Consider the following 18,619-nt stretch of genomic DNA (forward strand, 5'->3'; position numbering starts at 1 on the left):
CGTGTTACGATTAAAGGACGAAAGAGTAAAAAAGAGAGGGTAATCCATGTTAAATATATTAACAGCGGGCGTTGCACCTGGTATAGCCTTGCTAATTTATTTTTACCTGAAAGATCAATATAACACTGAGCCTGTATCAGTTGTATTTAAAGTATTTATCTATGGTGCGTTATTTGTCATACCTGTTATGTTTATTCAATATGTCATCCAGGCAGAAGGGCTTTTTCTTTCTGTTTGGGCTGATGCCTTCTTTGAAAAGGGAATGGTAGAAGAGCTGATTAAGTGGGCTTTATTCCTTTGGTTGATCTATGGCCATGTTGATTTTGATGAACCCTATGATGGAATTGTTTATGGAGTTTCTATTTCTTTGGGGTTTGCAACATTGGAAAATATCCTCTATTTATTTTCGAATGGGCTTGAATATGCATGGGGAAGAGCGATGTTCCCTGTTTCAAGTCATGGACTGTTTGGGGTCATCATGGGCTTTTATTTTGGGAAAGCCAAATTCCAAACCCAGCCCAGGTTAAAGCTGACTTATATGCTGACAGCCTTGTTCATTCCGATTGCCTTGCATGGTTCCTTTAACTATATATTGATGGAGCAGGAAAAATGGTATGTATATTTAATTCCATTTATGTTCTGTCTATGGGGTCTCGGACTTTGGAAAGTAAAAAAGGCAAGAATTTTAACAGAAAAGGCTTTTAAACAGTCATTTGAATCAGTTTAATAAACTGTAAACTGCAGTAAAATAGAAACAAACACTAAATCTAAATCTGCTTCTTTTTAGGAGTAGATTTGATTAGGGTTTGTTTTTTTATTTTAAAGGATGTTTTATCTATTTATGTTGTCTGCGGCTTTAATCCTCCAGGGTAAATAAAGGTCATGAATTCATCCTGAAATTGTTGCTTATTATGTTACAAAGAATATGCTTCATACCCCACTGCTTCTACAATCCTAAATGATTTTTCCCTACCTCCATTCAACTTTGCTTTTCTCTGCTATCAGCTCAAAAAGCTTTTGTATGCAACTTATTTTTATAATCATCAATCCTCTAGTTTGAAAATGATTTTCATGTTGGACTGAATATTTTATATGTGTTTGCAAAAACTACCCTTACTGTCATTAATTCTACAGGAGGGCATGAAATGAAGGGTTTAGTAAGGAAGTTAGTATCCTTTTCAATAATTGGTTGTTTTTTATTCCTCTCACCCATTTTTGATATCCAGACTGAAGCATTTACCAATCAAGTGATTCAAAGGGGAGCTGTCGGAGATGATGTCATCGAATTACAGGCGCGTCTTCAAAATATAGGCTTTTATCATGGAAAAATAGATGGGGTCTTTGGATGGGGAACATACTGGGCATTGCGTAATTTTCAGGAACAATTCGGCTTACCTATTGATGGGTTAGGTGGAGCAAAGACTAAAAGTAAACTGGTTAGCGCCTCTAATTACAATGCTTCCTGGGTGAAAAAACAAATCAATTCAGGAAATGAGTTTACTTATTATCAGGGAACTCCAATTGAGCATCAAGTTAAGCCAAAATCATCATCGAATAAAACGACAAAATCAACAAATACGGCGAAAAAGAACACATCCACAAAGACGACCGGTACAGCTGCAAATATACCAGCTGGATTTTCGGAAAGTGATATAAAGTTAATGGCGAACGCAGTTCATGGTGAAGCGAGAGGTGAACCATACGAGGGTCAGGTAGCAGTTGCTGCGGTTATTTTGAATAGGGTCCAAAGTTCATCGTTTCCAAATACAGTTTCAGGGGTTATATTTCAGTCGGGAGCATTTACTGCGGTAGCTGACGGACAAATCTGGCTTGAACCTAATGAGAGTTCAAGAAACGCAGTTATAGATGCTATCAATGGTTGGGATCCGACCGGTGAAGCTGAATATTATTTTAACCCGGAAACAGCGACAAGTTCATGGATATGGAGTCGTCCGCAAATAAAAAAAATCGGCAAGCATATATTCTGCAACTGAGGTGAATGTAATGATAAGAAATATCGTGATTGCTGTATTGCTAATCGGTTTAGTTGGAACAGCGTACTGGGCATATCAGGATCATCAAGAAAAAATAGCTATCATGAATCAAACCGAGAATAATTATCAGCGTGCCTTTAATGATCTGAACTATCAAATTGATGTGTTAAATGATAAAATCGGGACGACATTGGCTATGAATACAAAGGATTCTCTATCTCCGGCATTGGCTGAGGTTTGGAGATTAACAAGTGAAGCACATAATAATGTTGGTCATTTGCCCCTAACATTAATGCCATTTCATGAAACGGAGAAATTTTTAACAAATATCGGTGATTTCGCCTATAAGACATCTGTGCGAGATTTAGATAAAAGTCCGCTATCTGATGAAGAATATAATACATTAAAAGCTCTGTATAGTGACGCAACGGAAATAAGAGATGAGCTAAGGAGTGTTCAAAGGAAAATCAGCGACAATGATTTACGTTGGATGGATGTGGAAACAGCCTTGGCGGATACGAAGGGGGACAGCCAACGGGACAACCAAGTTATTGATGGACTTAAAACGATAGATAAAAATGTAAAGTCAATTGGACAAAAAAGTGAATATGGACCTACATTTACATCTGTGGAGGAAAAAAACATAGATTATAAAAATTTGTCCGGAAAAGAAATAACCCGTAAGGAAGCAATTGAACTGGCAAAAAAATATACAGGTGTCTCTAATGCTAAAACTGTCAGCGTAACTGCAAATAAGGATGGTTCAAAATACGAGTTCTATCATGTGAATTTGAAGAGTGCTTCTACAGGTAATATGATTGGAATCGATTTGACTAAAAAAGGTGGACATCCAATTTATATTATTAATGATCGTCAAGTATCCGATGCTAAGATCGGGTTAAACGATGGATATAAGAAAGCTCGGCAATATCTGAATAACATGGGCTATCAGAATATGGAGTTATTTGAAAGTACTCAATATAATAATGTTGGTGTTTATACGTTTGTAACGGTTAAAGATCAAGTGAGGATCTATCCTGAAGCAATCCGTATCAAAGTAGCACTAGATAATGGAGATATCATCGGATTGGGAGCAGACGATTATCTTCAAAATCATGATAAGGAAAGAAAAATTAATAAACCGGCTATCACTGAAAAAGAAGCTGAAAAGCAAATCAGTGGAAAAGTAATGATTATGGAAAAAAGATTAGCCGTTATCACAAATAATTTATATGAAGATGTACTCTGTTATGAATTTATGGGAACAGTAGGCGATGATACCTACCGAATTTTTATTAATGCTGAAAACGGGCATGAAGAAAAAGTAGAAATCATGCATGAAGCAAGAAAAGTGTATGATGATGTCTCATAAAAAATAATCTAAGGAAAAGGCTGGAAACGGTCTTTTCCTTTTTTGTATCCTCTGTCATAATAGTACATAAGTCCTTTTTTTGGAATATTCTTACACATGTCAGAGGGGAAATGGTTTAACTATGTTAACAATCGGAATGACCATCATACTTGAGAAGAGCCAATTAGATCAGCCTGAAACATATAGATGCAAGTTAATGGATGTTAGAGATGGGATTCTTTATATTGATTATCCAGTTAATATATATACGAACAGAATAGATTACTTAATAAATGGAACGAATTTCAGGGGAACATTTGTTGGAAAGGATCAAAATACCTATCTGTTTAATACGGAAATCCAGGGAAGAGTAAGGGAAAATATACCTTTGCTGCTTTTAGATTATCCTGGTGATGAATATCTGGAAAAAATTCAGCGAAGAGAATATGTGCGTGTAAGCTTGTCCACAAAAGTAAATGTACAGCCCATTAATAATGAATTCCCCCCCTTTACGGCATTAACAACGGATATTAGCGCAGGAGGAGCAGCAATCATTGTTCCTCAAAATTTAAAGATTGATACTCATACTAATCTAATACTGCAGTTTACATTTGAGATGAGAAATAGGGAAGTGTGTGAACTACCCATTCAGGTACAAGTGAAAAGAATTGTCGAAGTTTTGAATAATAGAAAAAAAGTATCTGTCGAATTTACCGAAATCACTGAAGCAGAACGGCAAATTTTGCTGCGTTATTGTTTTGAAAGGCAATTGGAGGAAAGAAACAGAGGTTTTGGGGATTAAATACATATCTGTATGGACAAACTCATAAGTAAGAGGAGGATTGTTCCATATGAATGCGGTAGAGCGATTTATCAAGAAAATGGCTATCATTCAACTTTTATTTTTATTATTTTTTCAGCTTGTTTTTCATCGTGAACATACCTTTACTAAATGGAAAACACTCGCAAGATATGAAGGCGTCATCGAAAATAATTATACAGCAATTACGGATGCAATTTCCAATAAATGAATATTTAGGTTTTCTAAAGACAAAGTAAAGTACTTTGTCTCATTTTTTTACATTCATATTGATTTATATCCTGTAAAGCTGTGTTAAAATAGTCATGATTAATTTTTGTGTACAACAAGGAGGAACAAATGAAAAAGAAATTATCGATTGCTATTGATGGTCCTGCTGCTGCAGGTAAAAGCACAGTAGCGAAAATTATTGCTAGAAGGCTAACATACATATATATTGATACAGGTGCAATGTACAGGGCTTTAACTTATAAGGCATTAAATAATGGAATAGATCCGAATAACGAAGCAGCTCTTTATGATCTATTAATGTCTACGGATATAAAATTGCAGAATAGTGAACAAGGACAAGATGTACTGGTTGATGGAGTTATTGTATCTGAAGAGATAAGAACGCCGAATGTAACTAAAAATGTTTCCGCTGTCTCTCAGCATAAACTGGTCCGTGAAGAAATGGTTCGACGACAACAGCTCCTGTCTGAACAAGGCGGCGTTGTAATGGATGGCAGAGATATAGGTACTCAAGTTATGCCAAATGCTGAAGTCAAAATCTTTATGCTTGCAAGTGTAGATGAGCGTGCCAAAAGAAGACATGAAGAAAATATCTTAAAAGGGTTTGACTCGGATATTGAACAATTAAAACAAGATATTGCGGCCCGTGATAAATTTGATTCAGAAAGAGAAGTATCTCCTTTGAAAAAAGCAGCAGATGCAATTGAACTTGATACAACAAGTCTTTCAATTGATGAAGTGGTGGATGCTATTATGAAGATAGCGAATGAGAAAGGAGTATATGGATGAGCTTTTATAGATTTGCCAGGGGCGTAGTAAAGATAGCTCTAACTCCCTTATACCGTGTCTCAGTTTCAGGAAGAGAACATTTTCCTGAGACAGGCGGTGTTTTATTATGCTCCAATCATATCAGTGAATTAGACCCGCCAGTTGTAGGGATGACGTGCCCGCGGGATGTTCATTTTATCGCTAAAGAAGAACTGTTTAATGTACCTGTTCTTAAAACTATTTTACCGCGTGTTCATGCCATTCCTATTAAAAGAGGTATGAGTGACCGGAATGCCTTGCGAAAGGGATTGGGTGCTTTAAAAGATGGACATGTCTTAGGTCTGTTTCCTGAAGGAACTCGCAGTAAGACAGGCGAATTGGGAGAGGGTCTTGCGGGTGCAGGCTTCTTTGCGTTGAGAACGGACGCTAAAGTTATTCCCTGTGCCGTGATTGGTTCCTATAAACCATTTTCTAAAACAAAAGTTATATACGGTCCTCCAATTGACATGGAAGAATACCGTAGTCAAAAAGCCTCCCCTGAGGAAGTGACGAAAGTCATAATGGCTCATATAAAGCAATTGATTGATCAAAACCGCTAAACATCCTGCTTGACAAATAGTACAAATTATAAGAAGTTAGAAAAAAGAGATTATTTAGAATATTGTTTAATACTGGCGGATTAGTGGTATTAAATATAAATTGAAAGGTAATTGAACCCGTGATCGTTAGGAGGAGTACATATGACAGAGGATATGAACAATATTAATGTAACCGAGTTTAATGTAGGCCAAAGAGTGCGTGGGACTGTAACTAAAGTTGAAGAAAAACAAGTCGTAATTGAAGTTGAAAATAGTAAGCATGATGGCATTGTCCCTATCAGTGAGCTCTCCAGTCTGCACGTTGAAAAAGCTTCAGATGTGGTGAAGGAAGGGGACGAGCTTGAGTTTGAGATTATCAAAGTCGAAGATGAAGCTCTGATTCTATCGAAAAGAAAAGTAGATGCAGAAAAAGCGTGGGGAGACCTGGTTGTTTCATTTGAAAATGGTGAAATAATTGAAACTGAGGTTAAAGACGTTGTAAAAGGCGGTCTAGTTGTTGACTTGGGAGTACGTGGATTTGTACCTGCCTCGCTTGTCGAAGATTATTTCGTTGAAGATTTCTCTGACTACAAAGGGAGAGAGCTAGCGTTTAAGATTGTAGAGCTGGACCAAGAAAAAAACCGCTTAATCCTTTCACACAGAGATGTTGTGCGTGAAGAGAAAGAAAAGAAAAAAATTGGCGTTCTGGAATCTTTACAGGCTGGCCAAGTCCTTGAAGGAACGGTTCAGCGAATAACTGATTTCGGCGCATTTGTTGATATTGGAGGTATTGATGGTTTAGTTCATGTATCTCAGCTTTCTCATGAACATGTGGACAGACCTTCAGATGTTGTCTCAGAGGGAGACAACGTCCGAGTCAAGATTTTATCTATTGACCGTGATACTGAAAGAGTTTCATTATCCATAAAAGAGACCCTGCCTGGACCTTGGTCAGATATTACTGATAAAGCAAAAAAAGGCAGTGTTTTGGAAGGGACGGTTAAACGTCTTGTATCCTATGGTGCTTTTGTGGAAGTATTCCCTGGTGTTGAAGGTTTGGTGCATATTTCTCAAATTTCACATAAACATATCGGCACTCCTCATGAGGTTATGTCTGAGGGAGATGTTATTAAAGTTAAAGTGCTTGACGTGAATGAGGATGAGCACAGATTATCTCTAAGTATTAAAGAATTGCAAGAAAATCCAGCTGCTGAAATGGATAACTATGAACTCCCTGAAGAAACAAGAGGCTTCCAATTAGGTGAAATGATTGGAGAGCAGTTAAAGAATTTAAAAAAATAAAGTAATGTGTTAGATGCCCTTACAGGCTTGCATGCTTTAGGTTTAATATTAAGTAAAAATCAGCCCTTCTCAGGTATAGAGAAGGGCTGTTTCTATGTATAAACAAAAAATCGAATAAAGTTACCAATCAGCGTTATGCTTCACTCTGTATTATTTAGTTTTGTGAAATGACCCGAGGATTAGAGTGTAACTTGGTCGTGATTGCGATTAAAGGGCCAGAATTAGCGTGGCTGAAAAAATCTGTTATGTAGAATATCTGTTTATGAAAGTGAGGGTGTCTTTGGGTATCTACTGAATTTATAGAAAAGAATCGAATGCCCTGCTTACCGAAGATGTGTTAAATAAATCAATTTCCTATTACATTTGAAATGTTTAAAAAAATTGAAAGTTGGCATACTGCTAAGGGAGGTTTTTATGCATGAAGGTTATTTATTTTTCAGTTTAATGTGGCTTGGGTGTTGGTATTTTATTTTTATATCAGATGAATCGGTTAAGATAAGACGGAGAGGAATGATCAGACTATTGGCAGGGATTTGCTTTGCCGGTCTGTCCATCCATATATTCAGTATACATTTAAATCTGTTTTTTATTGCGGCCCTGCTTTGGTCTTTTTATCAATGGAGACATTGGACGAATAAAGAATTAATTAGAATGACAGTCGCTATTTTTTTTATTACTATTGCCTTTATATGTATTAGAATTTATTCAGTTCTATATCCAGTATGGTTTATTGTAAACTGGATTTATATTGCGGCCGGTATGCTGGTTGTACTGAGTATAATCTTTTTAGAATCAACTAAAAGGGTCAGTATACTTAGTGTTGCCATTATACTTGGTGAAGCAGTTTATTCAGGGATTTTATATGTTTACGGGTTTCCAGTTAAAGCGATAGGTACATTTGAATCATTGGACCTTTTGTTACTGGCGATAACCATTACTATCCTTTTAAATAAAACCAATAATCTATGGACAAAAAGAATACCGAGGCGAAGGATTTATCATCAGCAGCATGTAGGGTTAAAAGGTAAGGGCGTTAGATAAAAACCTGTTGGATAAATTCCATTAAGAAAAGTAATTTAGTTTACTTTTTACCGAGAATATTGAAAGGAAAACTCCAAGGGAGTTTAAATTTCACGTCAAAAATAGTAAGGAAATATAGCAGAAGAGTTGTTACTTTGCGAAACGTTTGCTATCATAATATAGTTAGACCCTTCTTTATGATTAAGAAGGGTTCTTTTTTCATAAAATATAAATACATTAAACATGCTAACAATTCAGTGAAAATAAACAGGAATTTAGCTAGGATAGTTGAAAGGATGAACGACCATGCCAAAACCAGTTGTAGCCATAGTAGGCAGGCCGAATGTAGGGAAATCTACAATATTCAATCGGATTGTAGGAGAAAGAATATCAATTGTAGAAGACGTAGCCGGAGTAACCAGAGACAGGATTTATAGTTCTGGAGAATGGTTAAACCATGAATTCAATATTATTGATACAGGTGGTATTGATATAGGGGATGAACCGTTTTTAGAACAGATTCGTCAACAGGCAGAGATTGCTATTGATGAAGCGGATGTTATTATTTTTATGACGAGTGGCAGAGAGGGATTGACTTCTGCTGATGAAGAAGTGGCAAAAATTCTTTATCGTTCAAAGAAACCAGTAGTCGTTGCTGTAAATAAAGTGGATAACTTTGAGATGCGCGATCAGATCTATGATTTCTATGCATTGGGCTTTGGTGAACCAATAGGAATCTCTGGCTCTCACGGAATTGGAATTGGGGATTTGCTAGATGCTGTTGTACAAAGCTTCCCTGATCACCAAGCACCTGACTATGACGAAGATGTGATTAAGTTCAGCTTGATCGGTAGACCGAATGTTGGAAAATCCTCATTAGTTAATGCGATTTTGGGTGAAGAGCGCGTTATTGTAAGTAATATCGCAGGAACAACAAGAGATGCGGTCGATTCTCCATATAAATATAATGGCGATGATTATGTCATCATTGATACCGCTGGAATGAGGAAAAAAGGTAAGGTATACGAAAGTACTGAAAAGTACAGTGTTTTACGTGCATTACGAGCTATTGAACGTTCAGATGTTGTCCTAGTGGTCCTCGACGGGGAAGAAGGCATTATTGAACAGGATAAAAAGATTGCTGGGTATGCCCATCAGGCAGGACGAGCTATCGTTATTGTAGTGAACAAATGGGATGCAGTTGAAAAAGATGATAAAACGATGAAGAAGTTTGAAGAGAAAATCAGGGCTGAATTCCAGTTCCTTGACTATGCTCCAATTGTGTTCTTGTCTGCTAAAACGAAAGCACGTATCCATACTTTGCTTCCAATGATTAATTTGGCAAGTGAAAACCATGCACAGCGTATCCAAACGAATGTCCTGAATGATGTTATAATGGATGCAGTAGCAATGAATCCAACGCCAACCCATCACGGCAAAAGGTTGAAAATATATTATGCTACACAAGTGGCCGTTAAGCCGCCATCCTTTGTTGTCTTTGTAAATGATCCAGAATTAATGCACTTCTCCTATGAACGCTTCCTGGAGAATAAAATTAGAGATGCATTTGGATTTGAAGGAACGCCTATAAAAATATTTTCTCGACTACGTAAATAATTTTTTTGAGGAGTGGAGTCTATGCAACAATCAGTCACCATTTTGGGAGCAGGTTCGTGGGGAACTGCACTTGGAATTGTCCTTGCAGATAACGGACATGCGGTAAAAATCTGGGGGCATGAGTTAGAACATGTCAATGAGATAAATCGTGAACAGGCAAATATTCGTTATTTACCTGATGTCAAGCTCCCTTCCGCTATTAAGGCATACTATGATTTGGAAGAGGCATTGTCTGGCTCAGAGGTTATTGTTTTTGCTGTACCGACTAAAGCAATTCGTGAAGTGGCCCGCAAGGTTAAAGCGATTGTCCAGGATAAAGTGACAATCGTCCATGTAAGCAAAGGGATAGAGCCAGATAGCTTGCTGCGTATATCTGAAATGATAGAAGAAGAAATTTTGGATATAGCAAAAGATATCATTGTTCTCTCCGGCCCAAGCCATGCTGAAGAGGTAAGCAGAAGGATTCCTACAACCGTTACGGTTGCTTCTAAAAATATGGAAGCAGCAGTGCGTATTCAGGATTTATTTATGAACCAAAATTTCCGCGTGTATACAAACCAAGACTTAGTTGGTGTGGAAATTGGGGGTGCCTTGAAAAACATTATTGCCTTAGCAGCTGGGATTACGGATGGACTTGGATACGGAGATAATGCCAAAGCCGCTTTGATGACTCGCGGTCTTGCAGAAATCACTCGTCTGGGTGTGAAGATGGGAGCAAACCCGTTAACATTCCTTGGATTAACAGGTATCGGTGACCTTATTGTAACATGTACAAGCGTCCATTCAAGAAACTGGCGTGCCGGTAATATGCTTGGAAAAGGAAAGAATCTTGAAGAGGTTCTTGAAAGCATGGGAATGGTTGTTGAAGGCGTGAGAACAACGAAGGCAGCTTATCAGTTGTCGGAGAAATACCAAGTGAAGATGCCAATTACGACTGCCTTGTACGATGTCCTGTTTAATGACAAGGATATTAAGACAGAAGTAGATGATCTTATGACTAGAAGCAAGAAGCATGAAATGGAAGATTTGATGGATAGCATGATTAATAATCATTAATTAATGATTTTGTCAAAAAATAGGCATTTGTTACTTGCTGAGATGGTCATTTAAACATAGTATACTTTATAAAAGACTGAGCCAGCATAAACTTAGTCTAAGTCTATATATTTAGTCCAGGACGGAAGTTTGGGTATATAAAACCCGAGCTTCCGTTTTTGTTTTCTTTTAGGTATATTTTGGGTTATAATAGCAAAGGTTGAAAAAATATTATTCTTTTTAAAAATATGGTAAAAAGAATTGATGAAAAAGGGGTGCCGAATATTGAGCATAGCAATGCAAAAAATGTGGATTTCGATTGCTGGGATGGGCTTAATGGCAATCGCAGTGCTGGCTATATATCTAAGCAGATATAAATTAAAGGGTATATTAAAATATCTTTTAGCCACGATAGCCTATGTATCTATGTTTATAGCAGCCATTATTATGGTCATTATTATTGTGAGTGGTCCTACAAATGGATAAAGTGTTGAATAAGAAACTACATAAAATATCTGGAATGACATTCTTGTTGTGTACAATTCTTTTTCTATCCGGGTGTATGTATCCGCAGGAGAATTTACAGCAAAACCAGGTACCCTATGAAGATCAGGTCGAATCCGTTCAGAAAGCTGTTTTGGAATATAGAAAAGATAATGGCGGCAACCTGTTGCCGATTGTGACAAAGGATCAAGATACACCGTATTATATGAAATACATAATTGATTTTCAGAAATTGGTTCCAAAATATATGTCTGAAATTCCGGGAAATGCCTATGAAAATGGCGGGATTTTTGAATACACACTCGTTAATGAAGAAACAAATCCAACTGTTAGGCTGATTGATTTACGTTTAGCCGAGACAATACGGGATACCAAGCTGCAAATTCAATCACAGGGCTATCCTGCGTTTGAAGAAAAAATTGGTACCAATGTCTATGCACTCAACTATAAAAATATGGGATTTGACAAGGAACCTACCGTGAAAAGTCCCTTCACAGGTAAATCGTTACACCTTGTTTTAGGCGAAGATGGCGAATTGTACATTGACTATACACCGGATTTATATGATTTACTTATTGATCGTTCGGCGGGATTTAAAAAGGGTGAAGATATAAGAGCAGAGTTAGTGAAAGACAGCCTCTTTGTTCCTGCCTATTCATTACCTTATACATGGGATCAAATAGCAAATAAACCTGTCTTTATGGCAATTGAGGAATAACCTTTCTTTTACAAAATATATTGTAAAAGAAAGGTTTTTTTTATTCCAGATTGTATTTTAAATTTTGACATCTCCTGAATAATTCGGTGCTTTATCATGATACTCCGAATAATTGGTTCATTTTTAATCAAAATAGCAGTCGGTTGTTTACATAAAAGGAGAGGAGAGAAAAAACTAGTCATAAGTTTAATGGGCTATAGCATAAATATATAGTGTCCAAGTTTATAAGACTATCAATAATTACGTATATGTACTCATATATGGAGGAATCGGGAGGGGATCTCTTGGAAAGGGTCGATATATTTAAGGATATAGCCGAGAGAACCGGCGGCGATATATATTTAGGAGTAGTTGGAGCCGTTCGGACGGGTAAATCTACATTTATTAAGAAATTTATGGAGTTGGTTGTTCTTCCTGGTATGAAAAGTGAAGCTGAAAAAGCACGTACGATTGATGAATTACCACAAAGTGCAGCAGGAAGAACGATCATGACTACGGAACCTAAATTTGTGCCGAACCAGGCAGCGCAGGTTCAGGTAGACGAAGGGTTAGAGGTCAATATTCGTATGGTTGACTGTGTAGGATATACCGTTCCTGGTGCGAAAGGATATGAGGATGAGAATGGGCCAAGGATGATCCATACGCCTTGGTATGAAGAGCCAATTCCGTTTCATGAAGCAGCTGAAATTGGCACTCGTAAGGTCATACAGGACCATTCTACAATTGGCGTTGTAGTGACGACAGATGGGTCAATAGGAGAGATACCAAGGTTAGACTATGTAGATGCTGAGGAAAGGGTCGTAGAAGAGCTAAAAGAGGTTGGAAAGCCTTTTATCATGATTATTAATACAGTCAGCCCTTATCACCCGGATACAGAGATTCTGCGTGCTAAGCTTCAGGAAAAATATGATATCCCGGTGCTTGCCATAAGTGTTGAGAGCATGCGGGAAGGGGATGTGTTAAATGTCCTGCGGGAAGCATTGTTTGAGTTCCCTGTTCTGGAAGTGAATGTGAATCTACCTAGATGGGTTATGGTGCTTAATGAAAATCATTGGCTGAGGGTCAGCTATCAGGATGCTATAAGAGAAACGGTTCAGGATATTAAAAGGCTTAGAGATGTTGATAGACTCGTCCATCTTTTTGAAGAGTATGAGTTTGTTGGTCATGCTTCATTGGCTGGGATTGAAATGGGCCAGGGAGTAGCCGAAATAGATTTATCAGCACCTGATGAATTGTATGACCTGGTTCTAAAAGAGATTGTGGGTGTTGAGATACGAGGGAAGGATCATTTGCTTGAATTAATGCAGGATTTTGCTTACGCGAAAGCGGAGTATGACCAGGTCGCGGATGCCCTTAAAATGGTTAAACAAACGGGTTATGGTGTTGCTTCTCCTTCTCTGGCGGATATGAGTCTGGATGAACCGGAAATCATTAGACAGGGATCCAGGTTTGGAGTTAGGCTGAAAGCTGTGGCGCCATCCATTCATATGATAAAAGTAGATGTTGAATCAGAATTTGCCCCTATAATCGGAACAGAGAAACAAAGTGAAGAATTGGTTCGTTATTTAATGGCGGATTTTGAAGATAATCCTCTGAGCATCTGGAATTCAGATATATTTGGCCGCAGTTTGTCTACTGTAGTTCGTGAGGGAATCCAAGCTAAATTAAGTTTGATGCCGGAGAATGCACGATATAAATTAAAGGAAACGCTTGAAAGAATCATTAATGAAGGATCTGGCGGATTAATTGCCATTATTCTTTAACAGATACAGAGGGTTTTACGGACCGTAACGGATCCGTAATCCTCTGTATTTTTTTGCAAAAATCAAGTGTTTTTATAAATGCTTTAACTTTCAAAATACCTCAAATAAGAAGATATGGCAATAAAAATAGAAAAATAACCTACATTATTCGAATAAATGCCTGTAAATTCGCCAATTTACTTGATATGGTCTATGGATTATGATAATCTTTTATCAGAAATCAAGTTCAAAGCAAAAACCCTTATATATCAATGTTTATCAATGGTTTTTTATGTTAAAAATGATTAATGACAAAATATTTCAAGTTTTTGTTTTGACTGATGAAAATATTTCATTACAACTTAAAAAGTATTGAAGTAGAATGGAAGCATACTTTGGGAGGAGGTGAATGGCATGAACAAAACAGAATTAATCAACGCTGTTGCTGAAGCTAGCGAGCTTTCTAAAAAAGACGCAACTAAAGCAGTAGACGCAGTGTTCGAATCCATTTTAGAAGCTCTTAAAAATGGAGATAAAGTACAATTGATTGGTTTCGGTAACTTTGAAGTTCGTGAGCGTGCTGCTCGTAAAGGACGTAACCCGCAAACTGGTGAGGAAATCGAAATCAGTGCCAGCAAAGTACCTGCATTCAAACCAGGGAAAGCACTTAAAGACGCTGTTAAGTAATTTTTACATACGATTTTACTTGAATAAGCGCTATACGCGATTAGAGTCATTACCAATTTCTTTGGTAATGACTCTTTTTCTATTATGAAGTCCATAATCTATGGCTCTAAGAATAAAATGTGCTACTATGGAAATAGTTGAAATTAGGTATAGCAATGGGAGGAAGACATAAAATGAGTGAAATCAATCGCGGTAAAATAGAAGAAGCAGTGACAATGATTTTGGAGGCTCTTGGGGAAGATCCAACAAGGGAAGGGCTCCTGGACACACCTAAACGTGTAGCAAAAATGTATGAAGAGGTATTTTCCGGATTGAGACAGGATCCTAAAGAATATTTTGAAACGGTATTCGGTGAAGATCATGAAGAATTAGTCCTTGTTAAGGATATCCCTTTTTATTCTATGTGTGAGCACCATCTCGTGCCATTCTTTGGAGTGGCACATGTGGCCTACATACCAAAAGGCGGACGTGTTACAGGTTTGAGTAAATTAGCCAGAGCGGTCGAAGCAGTGAGCAGAAGGCCGCAATTACAGGAACGGATTACATCAACTGTTGCAGATTCTATTATGGACACACTGGCTCCTCATGGAGTGATGGTCGTAGTTGAAGCTGAGCATATGTGCATGACTATGAGAGGTGTTAAAAAACCAGGATCGAAGACAATTACTTCCGCAGTAAGAGGAACATTGGCGACAGACTCAATCTCCCGTCAGGAAGTATTAAGCTTAATTAATAAATAATCATGAGATAAAAGTTGAAAAGGAGTAAGAGAATGGAGAACCTTCAATCAAATGATTTTGTAGTTATAAAAGCATTGGAAGATGGAGTGAGTGTTATTGGATTAACCAGAGGTGAGGATACTAAATTCCATCATTCAGAAAAGCTTGATAAAGGTGAAGTGTTATTTGTTCAATTTACAGAACACACATCAGCTATGAAAATCAGAGGAAAAGCGGTTATGTACACGCCATACGGTGAAATAGAAAGTGAAAAGGAATAACCGATTATCTATTCTCTCCTTTTAAACCATTCGACAGCAATTTAAAAGGATAGTAAGATAAGTATGATGAATACGTAATGTGCCGATTATGGTACGGAATCAGAAGTGGAAGCATGGGTGATTACCATTGGATAGCATCAATAATGAAGTCATACAATTTAATAGTGAGATAAAGAAACTTATCTATCATTCTTTAATATTAGATCATATTGATCGGCCAGTCATAAATGATGATATGATAGCGGTTATGGTTAAAATTCTGCGTGATGCTAATGTGGATCAAAAGTTTATGCCATATTACATAGTATCTGTCATGCTTATGCAAATTGCCCTGGATACCCATGAGGGAGTTTCAAACACAGAGGAATCCGAAAGTCCGGCAAAATTAAGGAAACGGCAGTTATCGATTTTGGCTGGAGATTATTATAGCAGTATGTATTATCATATATTGGCGAAAACAAAAGATATCGAGTTTATTAACCTAATGTCCAGGGGAGTTCAGGAAGTGAATGAGGCTAAGGTACACTTATATATGGATAAGGATGCTGATATAGATACATTAGTAAAGTATCTTAAACAGATTGAAACCATACTGGTCGAAAAAACAGCTGAGTATTTTAACGTAATTGAACAAAAGGATTTGTTTATAGACTTTTTATTATGGAATAGATTAATGGCAGAATTGGACGGTTATCAAAATAAGTGTAACTCTAAATTTATTCAAGCCTTACAATCAATACATAGTGTAAATGATGAAACTGCTGATAAAATATCAGATTTACTTAAAAGGGAAATTACAAAGGTAAGTGATAGATTAAGATCAGCTATGTTGCAATACAATTTTAAGGATGAAATGGTTTTACGGATTGAGACAAGTATAAGGTAATCTTGAAAACATATAAAAAGACGATGTGGGGAAAGGGAATTCATAATGAAACAACAAACAAAAGAGGAACGTGTACACGGTGTCTTTGAAAAGATTTCTGATAATTATGATTCTATGAATTCAGTAATCAGTTTCCAGTTACATAAGCGTTGGCGTGCCGATACGATGAAAAAAATGGATGTTAAACAGGGAGATCAGGCACTGGATGTATGCTGCGGTACAGCTGACTGGACGATAGCGCTGGCGAGACAGATTGGCGACTCTGGTAAGGTAACGGGTTTGGACTTCAGTAAAAATATGCTCAAGATTGGCGAACAAAAGGTTAAAAAGGAGCAGTTAAATAATGTGGAACTGCTTCATGGGAATGCAATGGAGCTTCCCTTTGAAGATAATACATTTGACTTTGTCACAATTGGATTTGGTCTTCGGAATGTCCCTGACTACTTAACGGTATTGAAAGAAATGAACCGTGTTCTGAAACCGGGTGGCATGGCTGTTTGTTTAGATACTTCTCAACCGACGTTACCGGTTTACAGACAGCTATATTATTTTTATTTTAAGCATATTATGCCTCTCTTGGGTAAATTATTGGCTAAGAGTTACAAGGAGTATTCCTGGCTGCAGGAATCTGCATCTGATTTTCCAAGTGCACCGGCATTGAAAAGACTCTTTGAAGAAGCCGGTTTTGTGAAGGTTAAATATAAACCTTATTCCGGTGGTGCAGCTGCGTCTCATTTTGGATTCAAACAATCAAAATAAAGGGCGCATATTAGTTTAACGGGAAGTGGAACTATGAAATTACCAAAATTGTATTCAATTTTCAGACAGGATATCCAATTAATCGAAAAAGAGCTGCGTTCATCGATACAAACTGAATGCAGACCACTTCAGGAAGCATCTATGCACACTCTGAAAGCTGGAGGCAAACGCATACGCCCTGTTTTTGTACTGCTCACCGCAAAATTTGGAGAGTATGATATTAATCAAATTAAGCATGCTGCAGTTGCTCTGGAACTTATTCACTCAGCATCATTAGTACATGATGATATCATTGACGAAGCCAAACTGCGTAGGGGATCACTGACGGTTCGTTCCAAATGGGATAATAAAATGGCTACTTATACAGGAGATTACATATTTGCCAGGGCTCAGGAGCTTATGACTCATATTAAAGATCCATTGGCACATCAGGTAGTAGCTAAAACCATCATGGAAGTCAGCATTGGCGAAATAGAACAAATACGTGATAAATACGATTTTGATCAAAATCTACGTAACTATTTAAAGCGTATTAAACGAAAAACGGCTGTCTTAATTGCGGCCAGCTGCCAATTAGGTGCGATCAGTGCAGGGGTATCGGAGGATATACACAAAAAATTATTCTTGTATGGATACTATGTGGGCATGTCCTTTCAAATAATGGATGACATACTTGATTTCACGGCCTCTGAAAAAGATCTGGGGAAACCTGCGGGTAGTGATTTGTGGCAGGGGAATATTACTTTACCTGTTTTGTATGCCTTACAGCAACCGCAATTGGCCAAGCTTATCCGAACTGTTCACGAAGATATGAGGTTAGAAGAGTTGCAGCCTATACTCGAATCTATCAAGCAATCAGGAGCAATCGAGAAATCCATCGACTTAAGCAATGCTTACCTGGATAAAGCATTTGATATTCTAGAATTATTGCCAGAGTCGAAGAATACGGATTATTTATATGAAATAGCAAGATTTATCGGAAAAAGGAAATACTAAAATGCTATTTCCTTTTTTGTTTGCTTTATACATGTAAATAATGGTATTATTCTTTCTGAAAGCCCATACATACGAACAGAGGTGTAATTATGGAAAAAACATTTTTAATGGTTAAACCAGATGGTGTACAAAGAAATTTAATCGGGGAAATTGTATCACGTTTAGAAAGAAAGGGCTTTCAGCTTGTTGGAGCGAAATTGATGATGATTCCAACAGAGGCGGCTGAAAAGCATTACGAGGAACATAAAGAGCGTCCTTTCTTTGGTGAATTGGTTGACTTTATTACATCAGGACCAGTTTTTGCAATGGCATGGCAAGGGGAAAATGTGATTGCGACTGCTCGTCAAATGATGGGATCTACCAATCCAAAAGATGCTGCTCCTGGTACAATTCGCGGAGATTATGGTGTAACGGTAGGCAAAAACATTATCCATGGCTCTGATTCACCTGCAAGTGCCGAGAGAGAACTTGGAATCTTCTTTAAAGAAGAAGAGCTTGCTGAATATAAAAAATTAGCGAATGAGTGGATTTATTAAGTAGATAGATAAAGATTAAGGGCTGTCAACAAGGTTGGCGGCTTTTTTAATTGCATATCTTACCGGTTTATGGGG

General features: G+C 37.4%; 21 protein-coding genes. All 21 read left to right on the forward strand.

All coding sequences use genetic code 11. The annotated features are described in order from the left end of the window. Positions 1 to 46 precede the first annotated feature (46 nt). The gene (prsW, locus tag AC4BHP_RS03700) at positions 47 to 727 is read left to right on the forward strand and encodes a glutamic-type intramembrane protease PrsW (RefSeq protein ID WP_066107516.1); all 681 of its coding nucleotides are present in this window, start codon (positions 47 to 49) and stop codon (positions 725 to 727) included. Between the two features lie 418 nt (positions 728 to 1,145). Continuing rightward, positions 1,146 to 1,994, forward strand: a complete 849-nt coding sequence (gene sleB / locus AC4BHP_RS03705; protein WP_066107513.1) for a spore cortex-lytic enzyme — start codon at positions 1,146 to 1,148, stop codon at positions 1,992 to 1,994. A 10-nt stretch (positions 1,995 to 2,004) separates the two neighbouring features. After that, a complete protein-coding gene (gene ypeB / locus AC4BHP_RS03710; RefSeq protein WP_066107512.1) occupies positions 2,005 to 3,366 on the forward strand; it encodes a germination protein YpeB in 1,362 nt (453 codons plus the stop codon). A gap of 121 nt (positions 3,367 to 3,487) precedes the next feature. Continuing rightward, entirely contained in the window at positions 3,488 to 4,147 is a 660-nt protein-coding gene (locus AC4BHP_RS03715; RefSeq protein WP_066107509.1) for a flagellar brake protein, read from the forward strand. A 49-nt stretch (positions 4,148 to 4,196) separates the two neighbouring features. After that, entirely contained in the window at positions 4,197 to 4,376 is a 180-nt protein-coding gene (locus AC4BHP_RS03720; protein ID WP_490551312.1) for a DUF5359 family protein, read from the forward strand. A gap of 128 nt (positions 4,377 to 4,504) precedes the next feature. Beyond that, positions 4,505 to 5,185: a (d)CMP kinase gene (gene cmk / locus AC4BHP_RS03725; RefSeq protein WP_066107501.1), complete on the forward strand. Its 681-nt coding sequence runs from the start codon at positions 4,505 to 4,507 to the stop codon at positions 5,183 to 5,185. Beyond that, positions 5,182 to 5,763 carry a lysophospholipid acyltransferase family protein gene (locus AC4BHP_RS03730; protein WP_066107498.1) on the forward strand — a complete coding sequence of 194 codons (582 nt, stop codon included), beginning with the start codon at positions 5,182 to 5,184 and terminating at the stop codon, positions 5,761 to 5,763. The genes cmk and AC4BHP_RS03730 overlap by 4 nt, the downstream gene beginning before the upstream one ends. 141 nt (positions 5,764 to 5,904) lie before the next feature. Further along, a complete protein-coding gene (gene rpsA, locus AC4BHP_RS03735) occupies positions 5,905 to 7,044 on the forward strand; it encodes a 30S ribosomal protein S1 (RefSeq protein WP_490551313.1) in 1,140 nt (379 codons plus the stop codon). 414 nt (positions 7,045 to 7,458) lie between these two features. Beyond that, the gene (locus tag AC4BHP_RS03740) at positions 7,459 to 8,085 is read left to right on the forward strand and encodes a YphA family membrane protein (RefSeq protein WP_066107492.1); all 627 of its coding nucleotides are present in this window, start codon (positions 7,459 to 7,461) and stop codon (positions 8,083 to 8,085) included. Between the two features lie 285 nt (positions 8,086 to 8,370). Beyond that, positions 8,371 to 9,681, forward strand: coding sequence for a ribosome biogenesis GTPase Der (gene der, locus AC4BHP_RS03745; RefSeq protein ID WP_066107491.1), 1,311 nt, complete (start codon positions 8,371 to 8,373; stop codon positions 9,679 to 9,681). A gap of 21 nt (positions 9,682 to 9,702) precedes the next feature. Beyond that, positions 9,703 to 10,737: an NAD(P)H-dependent glycerol-3-phosphate dehydrogenase gene (locus AC4BHP_RS03750; protein ID WP_066107488.1), complete on the forward strand. Its 1,035-nt coding sequence runs from the start codon at positions 9,703 to 9,705 to the stop codon at positions 10,735 to 10,737. Positions 10,738 to 11,001: 264 nt separating this feature from the next. Then, a complete protein-coding gene (locus AC4BHP_RS03755; protein ID WP_066107485.1) occupies positions 11,002 to 11,202 on the forward strand; it encodes a DUF2768 domain-containing protein in 201 nt (66 codons plus the stop codon). Continuing rightward, a complete protein-coding gene (locus AC4BHP_RS03760; protein WP_254654730.1) occupies positions 11,195 to 11,938 on the forward strand; it encodes a YphF family lipoprotein in 744 nt (247 codons plus the stop codon). Before AC4BHP_RS03755 ends, AC4BHP_RS03760 begins: the two co-directional genes overlap by 8 nt. 284 nt (positions 11,939 to 12,222) lie before the next feature. Next, complete coding sequence (spoIVA, locus tag AC4BHP_RS03765) at positions 12,223 to 13,701, forward strand: stage IV sporulation protein A (RefSeq protein ID WP_066107482.1); 1,479 nt, start codon at positions 12,223 to 12,225, stop codon at positions 13,699 to 13,701. Positions 13,702 to 14,094: 393 nt separating this feature from the next. After that, positions 14,095 to 14,367, forward strand: a complete 273-nt coding sequence (locus tag AC4BHP_RS03770; protein ID WP_049670554.1) for an HU family DNA-binding protein — start codon at positions 14,095 to 14,097, stop codon at positions 14,365 to 14,367. 173 nt (positions 14,368 to 14,540) lie between these two features. Then, positions 14,541 to 15,107 carry a GTP cyclohydrolase I FolE gene (folE, locus tag AC4BHP_RS03775; RefSeq protein WP_066107479.1) on the forward strand — a complete coding sequence of 189 codons (567 nt, stop codon included), beginning with the start codon at positions 14,541 to 14,543 and terminating at the stop codon, positions 15,105 to 15,107. A 32-nt stretch (positions 15,108 to 15,139) separates the two neighbouring features. After that, a complete protein-coding gene (mtrB, locus tag AC4BHP_RS03780; protein ID WP_066107475.1) occupies positions 15,140 to 15,367 on the forward strand; it encodes a trp RNA-binding attenuation protein MtrB in 228 nt (75 codons plus the stop codon). A gap of 127 nt (positions 15,368 to 15,494) precedes the next feature. Beyond that, positions 15,495 to 16,253, forward strand: a complete 759-nt coding sequence (locus tag AC4BHP_RS03785) for a heptaprenyl diphosphate synthase component 1 (RefSeq protein ID WP_066107470.1) — start codon at positions 15,495 to 15,497, stop codon at positions 16,251 to 16,253. Positions 16,254 to 16,298: 45 nt separating this feature from the next. Continuing rightward, positions 16,299 to 17,012 (forward strand): demethylmenaquinone methyltransferase, encoded by a 714-nt coding sequence (locus AC4BHP_RS03790; RefSeq protein WP_139891730.1) that lies wholly within the window; start codon positions 16,299 to 16,301, stop codon positions 17,010 to 17,012. Between the two features lie 33 nt (positions 17,013 to 17,045). After that, a complete protein-coding gene (hepT, locus tag AC4BHP_RS03795) occupies positions 17,046 to 18,008 on the forward strand; it encodes a heptaprenyl diphosphate synthase component II (RefSeq protein ID WP_490551314.1) in 963 nt (320 codons plus the stop codon). An 89-nt stretch (positions 18,009 to 18,097) separates the two neighbouring features. Next, positions 18,098 to 18,544 carry a nucleoside-diphosphate kinase gene (gene ndk / locus AC4BHP_RS03800; protein ID WP_490551315.1) on the forward strand — a complete coding sequence of 149 codons (447 nt, stop codon included), beginning with the start codon at positions 18,098 to 18,100 and terminating at the stop codon, positions 18,542 to 18,544. The last annotated feature ends 75 nt before the right edge of the window (positions 18,545 to 18,619 follow it).

Source organism: Pradoshia sp. Z4_20, assembly GCF_058216035.1.

Excerpts from the sequence above, each read along its gene's own strand:
- rpsA (WP_490551313.1), top strand. The coding sequence starts at position 5,905 with ATGACAGAGGATATGAACAATATTAATGTAACCGAGTTTAATGTAGGC.
- AC4BHP_RS03730 (WP_066107498.1), top strand. The coding sequence starts at position 5,182 with ATGAGCTTTTATAGATTTGCCAGGGGCGTAGTAAAGATAGCTCTAACT.
- cmk (WP_066107501.1), top strand. The coding sequence starts at position 4,505 with ATGAAAAAGAAATTATCGATTGCTATTGATGGTCCTGCTGCTGCAGGT.
- sleB (WP_066107513.1), top strand. The coding sequence starts at position 1,146 with ATGAAGGGTTTAGTAAGGAAGTTAGTATCCTTTTCAATAATTGGTTGT.
- AC4BHP_RS03750 (WP_066107488.1), top strand. The coding sequence starts at position 9,703 with ATGCAACAATCAGTCACCATTTTGGGAGCAGGTTCGTGGGGAACTGCA.
- AC4BHP_RS03790 (WP_139891730.1), top strand. The coding sequence starts at position 16,299 with ATGAAACAACAAACAAAAGAGGAACGTGTACACGGTGTCTTTGAAAAG.
- prsW (WP_066107516.1), top strand. The coding sequence starts at position 47 with ATGTTAAATATATTAACAGCGGGCGTTGCACCTGGTATAGCCTTGCTA.
- AC4BHP_RS03715 (WP_066107509.1), top strand. The coding sequence starts at position 3,488 with ATGTTAACAATCGGAATGACCATCATACTTGAGAAGAGCCAATTAGAT.
- mtrB (WP_066107475.1), top strand. The coding sequence starts at position 15,140 with ATGGAGAACCTTCAATCAAATGATTTTGTAGTTATAAAAGCATTGGAA.
- AC4BHP_RS03740 (WP_066107492.1), top strand. The coding sequence starts at position 7,459 with ATGCATGAAGGTTATTTATTTTTCAGTTTAATGTGGCTTGGGTGTTGG.
- AC4BHP_RS03770 (WP_049670554.1), top strand. The coding sequence starts at position 14,095 with ATGAACAAAACAGAATTAATCAACGCTGTTGCTGAAGCTAGCGAGCTT.
- hepT (WP_490551314.1), top strand. The coding sequence starts at position 17,046 with ATGAAATTACCAAAATTGTATTCAATTTTCAGACAGGATATCCAATTA.
- ypeB (WP_066107512.1), top strand. The coding sequence starts at position 2,005 with ATGATAAGAAATATCGTGATTGCTGTATTGCTAATCGGTTTAGTTGGA.
- ndk (WP_490551315.1), top strand. The coding sequence starts at position 18,098 with ATGGAAAAAACATTTTTAATGGTTAAACCAGATGGTGTACAAAGAAAT.
- folE (WP_066107479.1), top strand. The coding sequence starts at position 14,541 with ATGAGTGAAATCAATCGCGGTAAAATAGAAGAAGCAGTGACAATGATT.
- der (WP_066107491.1), top strand. The coding sequence starts at position 8,371 with ATGCCAAAACCAGTTGTAGCCATAGTAGGCAGGCCGAATGTAGGGAAA.
- AC4BHP_RS03760 (WP_254654730.1), top strand. The coding sequence starts at position 11,195 with ATGGATAAAGTGTTGAATAAGAAACTACATAAAATATCTGGAATGACA.
- AC4BHP_RS03720 (WP_490551312.1), top strand. The coding sequence starts at position 4,197 with ATGAATGCGGTAGAGCGATTTATCAAGAAAATGGCTATCATTCAACTT.